4 protein-coding genes are annotated in these 6573 nt (G+C 40.1%); 2 read left to right on the forward strand and 2 right to left on the reverse strand.

The features are described 5' to 3' along the window. Nucleotides 1-46 precede the first annotated feature (46 nt). Together ACQRDX_RS06495 and ACQRDX_RS06500 are read left to right on the forward strand one after the other, a co-directional pair. Complete coding sequence (locus ACQRDX_RS06495; protein WP_000037239.1) at nucleotides 47-637, forward strand: type IV toxin-antitoxin system AbiEi family antitoxin domain-containing protein; 591 nt, start codon at nucleotides 47-49, stop codon at nucleotides 635-637. Further along, nucleotides 634-1479, forward strand: a complete 846-nt coding sequence (locus ACQRDX_RS06500) for a nucleotidyl transferase AbiEii/AbiGii toxin family protein (protein ID WP_024412121.1) — start codon at nucleotides 634-636, stop codon at nucleotides 1477-1479. The genes ACQRDX_RS06495 and ACQRDX_RS06500 overlap by 4 nt, the downstream gene beginning before the upstream one ends. A gap of 61 nt (nucleotides 1480-1540) precedes the next feature. Here ACQRDX_RS06500 and ACQRDX_RS06505 read toward each other — a convergent pair whose 3' ends face one another. Beyond that, nucleotides 1541-4342 carry a phage tail tip lysozyme gene (locus ACQRDX_RS06505; RefSeq protein ID WP_427895487.1) on the reverse strand — a complete coding sequence of 934 codons (2802 nt, stop codon included), beginning with the start codon at nucleotides 4340-4342 and terminating at the stop codon, nucleotides 1541-1543. A 1-nt stretch (nucleotide 4343) separates the two neighbouring features. Beyond that, on the reverse strand, nucleotides 4344-6573 hold a 2230-nt coding region (locus ACQRDX_RS06510; RefSeq protein ID WP_427895489.1), incomplete at its 5' end, for a VirB4-like conjugal transfer ATPase, CD1110 family.

Genomic DNA, 6573 nt, shown 5'->3' on the forward strand with positions numbered 1-6573 from the left:
CAAATATTGTAAAATTGTAGTGTAAAAGCAACAAGTGGGGGGCCGTATGTCAAAAAAAGAGATTCTACTCGATTTTATAGAAAAGAACAATGGAATTGTCACAAACAAAGATTGTAAAGCACTAGGTATTCCAACAATATATCTGACAAGACTAGAGAAAGAAGGCATTATCTTCCGAGTTGAAAAAGGTATTTTCCTAACCCAAAACGGAGACTATGATGAATACTACTTCTTTCAATATCGTTTTCCTAAGGCTATTTTCTCTTATATTTCGGCACTGTATCTACAACAGTTTACAGATGAAATTCCACAATATTTTGATGTGACAGTTCCTAGAGGCTACCGCTTTAATACTCCTCCAGCTAATCTAAATATTCACTTTGTCTCTAAAGAATACAGCGAGCTGGGAATGACTACTGTACCTACTCCTATGGGAAACAACGTAAGGGTATATGATTTTGAACGTATTATTTGTGATTTTGTAATACATCGAGAAAAGATTGATTCCGAACTCTTTGTCAAGACACTTCAATCTTATGGGAACTATCCTAAAAAAAATCTAGCAAAACTCTATGAATATGCGACAAAAATGAATACTTTAGAAAAAGTTAAACAAACTCTGGAGGTTCTAATATGAACAAAGCTAAATTAACAGCACTCTGTCATAAAATATCAAAGAATACTGGTTTAACCTTTAATTCCGTGATGACCTATTACTTTCTTGAAGTGATTTTGAAAAAATTAAGTCAGAGTACCTATTCAAATCACTATATCTTCAAAGGAGGATTCCTACTTTCGAATGTCATCGGAGTTGAATCTCGTAGCACTGTTGATATTGACTTTTTATTCCATCAAATAACACTATCAGAAGAAACTGTTAAACAGCAACTTGAAGAAGTTTTAGCAGATTCTGAAAAAGGTATTTCTTTCACAATTCAATCTATCACAGCTATAAAAGAAAGTGATGAATATGGTGGCTATCGTGCGACCATTTTGTGCCAACTTGAGAATATTAAACAAGTTATCCATTTGGATATAGCGACAGGTGATGTTGTAACTCCTCAGCCGATAACATACGACTATAAAGCTATTTTTGATGAAGACAATTTTCCAATCATTGCTTATACAATTGAAACAATTCTAGCTGAGAAACTTCAAACCATCTATTCACGCAACTTCTTGAACAGCAGAAGCAAAGATTTTTACGATGTTTATATTATTTCAAAACTGAAGAAAGAAGACATTGACTTCATTCAATTGAAAAATGCCTGTCAGAGAACATTTTCATATCGCGAAACAGAACTCGATTTTGTAAAGATTATTGAACTACTCGAGAGGTTCAAATCTGACCCTATTCAGAATAAACAATGGCAAAATTATTCAAAAAAAAATAGCTATACAAAAGGGATTTCACTTGCAGATGTTCTTGATGAGATGATTCGTCTCATAACAGTTCTCATTTCTATAAATTCTGATTAATCGTGACAAAAAAGCACAAAAGATATGCTAACAAATCCAATTATTGTTAGCATATCCTTTTTTATTTCGTCGTATAGGCAAAACTCAAGCTACTATCCACCCCAGATAATTTACGGAAGGTGTAGTTTGGATTACCATTGTAGTTGGTTTCGGAGATAAGGAATGAGCCATCTGGGTAGACTTTTTCGACGAAAGCCACATGTCCGTATTCTGCTGGTGTGCCATGTCCTCCTCCCGCAAAGGAAAGAATAGCTCCTGCTTGCGGACTTGTTCCAGTTTCACCACCGAGGCTTGCGGCTGTACGCACCCAATCTTGGCCATTGCCCATGGTACTGATAATTGGAATCTTCTCACCATTTTTACCTTTGAGTTTTAGACCCAGTTGGTTGATGCGGGCTGCGACGCCCCAAGTACATTGGCCGTAGGCATACCCCATACCGTCACCACCTCCTGGGATAGAGTTTTCAAAAAGGTCTCCTCGTACAGCTTCTAAAGATTTTGGATCACTTTGTGCTGTCCCGCCGTTGGGTTGACTAAAGCTTTTTTCAATTTGGTAATACCACTCACTTGCTCGAGTCTGACGTTCAAGTAGCTTATCACCACTATTTCCTTCCCAGTAAATGAGAAAGAGTTGGGCAAGACTAGCTGGACTTCCTGAATTTTTGAAGAAGTCCTTTAACCAGTTGGTGTAATAAGGACTATCCCCATGCAACATGAAATCCAGTTGTAAGCCTAAGTCATACCACTTTTGATGTTTTCCTTTGGCATATTCGAGCAATAAGGTATGTCTGCGTGACCCGTCTGCGGTATCCGTCCATTGTCCTAAGCCTAAACCACGTTTGAGAATATTTGGGTAACGTCCATTGTATATAGTTGGCCCATTGAGTGAGAGCCAACCCTCATCATCCCACGAACTGTCTGTCGCACCAATAGGAGGAGATAGATAGTCGCCCTCCGCACGCTTGGGGTTAATAGAGGATTCTACCGACCAATTTCCTAGAATCGCTGCGATAGCTTGATTGGTTACACCTTTACTTTTAAGATAATCATAAATCGCCTTTGCTCTCTCGAACTCGTCGCCACCAAACTGACCAATAGTTGGAAGAATGGTGGTCTGAACCTGGATCACTTTTGGAAAGTAGAAAGCTGGATTGACAAAGACCAACTTATCCGTGTCATCATCGACCTTCTGATAGGTGACTTTTAGACCCGTTCCGTCTTTGGTCTGACCAATAATGTCTCCTGCCAAGACTTGTTGATGTTCACTCACTCGGCCTGAATGAATGCCAAACAAGGTTAGTTTAGTCTTATTGACTCCCTTACCAGATGTCAAAACAACGTTCTCCCCATCAAGAGATACCTTGCCATCCATCGGAGCCAAAATGACTTGACCTTCTTTTGCTTCTAAGATGATATAGTGATGAAGCGTTGGTTTTTCATCAATGACCTCATAACCATATCGGTATAACATACTTAAATTATCTTCATCGGTCTGTCCCTGGAAGGGATTGTCCAATTCTTGAAGGGCTAAATAGTTGCCTTCTGCGGTCAATTCCTTTAGCTCTTCTTGGGCCTCCTCAGACAGCTTGTAAGCAGGTTCTTTATACAAGTCAGACATGGATTTAATAGAGTCTCCACCATTTAAGTCCGTCCAGACTTGACTGAGAAATGCTTTGTAGGTCGCACCACCTTTTTCCATGAAATCGTCAAGCTTGTAGTCTTGGTATTGATGATTCATGTAAACCATGACCTCATCAATCTTGGTGTAGTAGGTAATCCCTTTTTCGTTAGTTCTCGTATGCTCCGCATCTTCCCACGTCATGTGGGTATAGGCCTTGGTCAATTCCATCTCATCTTGTTGAATGACACTGCTACCTGAGACACTCATGAAAAAGCTCATCATCAAAAGGAGTATCAAGAGAAGGCCTGAGACAATCCAAGTCAAAGGATTTCCCGCAATCGCAGAAAAGAAGGTCTGACTTCCCTTAATGGCTTGGACAACCCCCTTAACTCCTGCAAGGCTGTACTTTCTGGCATGCTTTAAAAAGGTTTGGTAGCGTCTTTGTGGTTTAAGTGGTTTCTGGCGTGTGAATCCTTTGCCCTTTTTGAAGTTCTGGAATCGTTCCTTTCCATGAGCCACTTTCGTCTTTGTAAAACGCACACCAGTCTGTCCACTTTTTACCGCCGCTTTACCTGCTTGAAAGGTAAACCTTCCATAGCGTATGCCTTTCAAACTAGTATCCTTCATGGTTCTTAGACCATCTAAATCATCCTCCTGTGCTATCAGGTCAAGGGATTCAGATGCAGCTAAGCCTAATCCAACTTTGACTTTGGTAGAGTTTTTCTTAGTCTTTTGGACTTTCTTGAGTTGTTTGACTTCACGCTTGGCAGAACTTACGTCTTTTTCTGCACTGAGTCGATCAAATGATTTTTCTTGGTGAAACTGAAAGCGAGACTTCAGGGAAGGATTTTCTTTTTGGAAAGTAAACTTGGGATTTACCGATTTAGACTTTTCACTTAGTTTCACTTCTGACAAATGTTTTCTTGCCGTCCGCGAACGCTCTTGAGCTTGCGGAAGTCGATAGTTCTTGATTTCCTTTACCTTCAACAGGCTAGGAGACACATAGGTAATTTCCTTTTGAAACTTCTCTTCTGCTTCCTTTTGGCTACTGAGTAGATTTTCTTTGAACTCTGTTTTCTTTTCCTGAAAAAGAGAATTTTGGGCTGGTTTTCGAAATCGTCCTTTTTTAGGAACAGTCTGTCTTAAGGTCCTAACTTCTTTCCGATAATGCATACGGGCTGATTTTAAGTTGCTTCGAAAGTTTTGTCTGGCTTGTTTGACTAGCTTTTTATCCTCTTTCATCTCATGTCCTCATTTTTTCAGGGTCCGTACTCATGATGTCAAAGAGCTTGGTGTGTTGTGGAATCTTATTTTTGAATGGGACGACGGTGGAACCGGCCTTGATTAGTCCAGCCCCTTTTTCAGGATTGACCAAGTATTTCTCCAGTTCCTTGGAAAGTCCAAGCATATGCACCAATTCTTCGCGATCGCTCTTAGCCTGTTTTAAAAGAATCATGAACTCGCTATTGGCAATAATACGTCTACCATTGGCATCCAAAAGTAGCGTTTCTACATTCTGAGTAATGCCTGTCGGTATCGCCCCATACTTACGGACACGACTCCAGAGTTTAAAGAAGAAATCAGAGGCATATTTGTCCAATAGAAGTAGCTGCATTTCATCAAAGTAAATCCAGGTCTTCTTCCCTAGCTTTTGGTTTTTTACCACCCGATTCCAAATTTGGTCAAAGATAACCATAAGGGCAATTTGTTTTAATTCATCGCCTAACTTTTTGACATTGTAAATCAGAAAATGACTGTCTGTTTTAATATTGGTCCGATGTGAAAATATGTCCAGCGACCCTTCCACATAGAGTTCCATATCCAGTGCCAAGTCCTTAGCTTCCTGTTCAGGTTGTTGAGATAAGACAAAGACCCACTCGACCAATGACGGTGTGTCAAAATGCTTATAGGTAAGTCGTGTCACACGGTCAATCAAGGACTTCTCACGACCATCCATTTTGCGGTCCAAGAGCTTTCCAATCCAGGACAAGAGAAATTCGGACTTGACCTTGACCGGATCCTCATCCATATTCTCATCTGATAGATCTAAGACATTTAAGAAGGTAGTTGAATCTGGGGCAATATCAATACTTTCCCCACCAAAGGCTTGACCGATAATACTGTACTCATTTTCTGGATCGACAATAATAATTTCAGTATCACTATCTGCTTCCTTGAGCTTAGTAGAGATGATCTCGTGTTTTGTCGCCATCCCTTTGCCAGCTCCAGAAGTCCCTAAAATCAACCCTGACGGAGTATTTAACTTGCCACGGTCAATACTGATGATATTACTTGAGATTTGATTGATGCCATAAAATTTCCCACCCTTGTCCTGAATATCTACGGAAGTCCACGGTGCATTCACGGCAATGTTTGAAGTCAATAGAGAACGAGAGATACCTTCAAGATAGTTCTTCCCAAATGGCAAGAGACTATTAAAGGCCGCTTCTTGCATGTAGGTCAAGTTATCGATAATCATATCATTAGACCCTGCCACTTGCTTGATAATATCAAGAGATTGTTTGAGTTGGTCTTCGGTATCCGCCAGCACGCCAATTAGAAATACGGTGTCAAACAGTTTATCTCCTGTTTGGGTCATGGTTTGAAGAAGAGCTTCTGCTTCATCGATATTATTTTCAAGAACATGGCCGACCTTCTCCAAATAGATGCCAGTCCGAGCCATCTTTTGTTGTTCCCCAATTTTTTGTGATTCCATCAAGGTCTTCTTGGTTCGTAGCTTGGTCATGGTTTCAGACTTAGTTGAGCCTTTGGCATGCAGGCTAATCATCACTTCCAAATCTGACTGCATGAGGTCATGAATAAATTTATCCCCTAGCTCCATACCGTAATCACGAACATAGACAATCTGTAATAATCTATCGTCCAATTCAATATGATTCTTGTGTTTAAAGGAAAGGTAGGTTGGGGCAATAAAGTGTTTGGTGGATTGACCTGATAGGGTCAAATCCTTGTAAGAGAACGGTAAATGATTTTCACCTCGCAACATATCCGCAAGGACATTCACTCGCTCCTCTCCACCAAGCAGACCAAGATATACATCAATCTCTGAAAAGCCACTCTTGAAATATTCACCAATTTGCGACAGCGACCGAAAAGCTAGTTTTGGTGTTTGGTCGCTCTTGCCAAATGAAAGAAACTTGACAGCCGAAAAGTTGTTCTCGCCCGCCTCTAAGTTGGCATTCATCATGCGATTTAATTCATCACGATAAGCATCAAACCCATCTTCCTGCAGGGGATAGAGAATACTCTTACGGAATTTTTCCAGATTGACCTTTTGATTGAAAATGGTCAGTTGGAAATTGGTCTTATCATCCAGTGAATTGATTAAATCGGAATATTTCTCAACAATAGCTCCTTTATCATCTAAACCAACTGTTTGATAATTGACATCTCCTAAAAGATAGGTTTGTGAAAAATAGCTTGGACTGACCTGCATAAGGCCATTCTGAAAA

The sequence above is a fragment of the Streptococcus sp. SGI.013 genome (genome assembly GCF_050315295.1).
Classification (GTDB): Bacteria; Bacillota; Bacilli; order Lactobacillales; family Streptococcaceae; genus Streptococcus; species Streptococcus porcorum.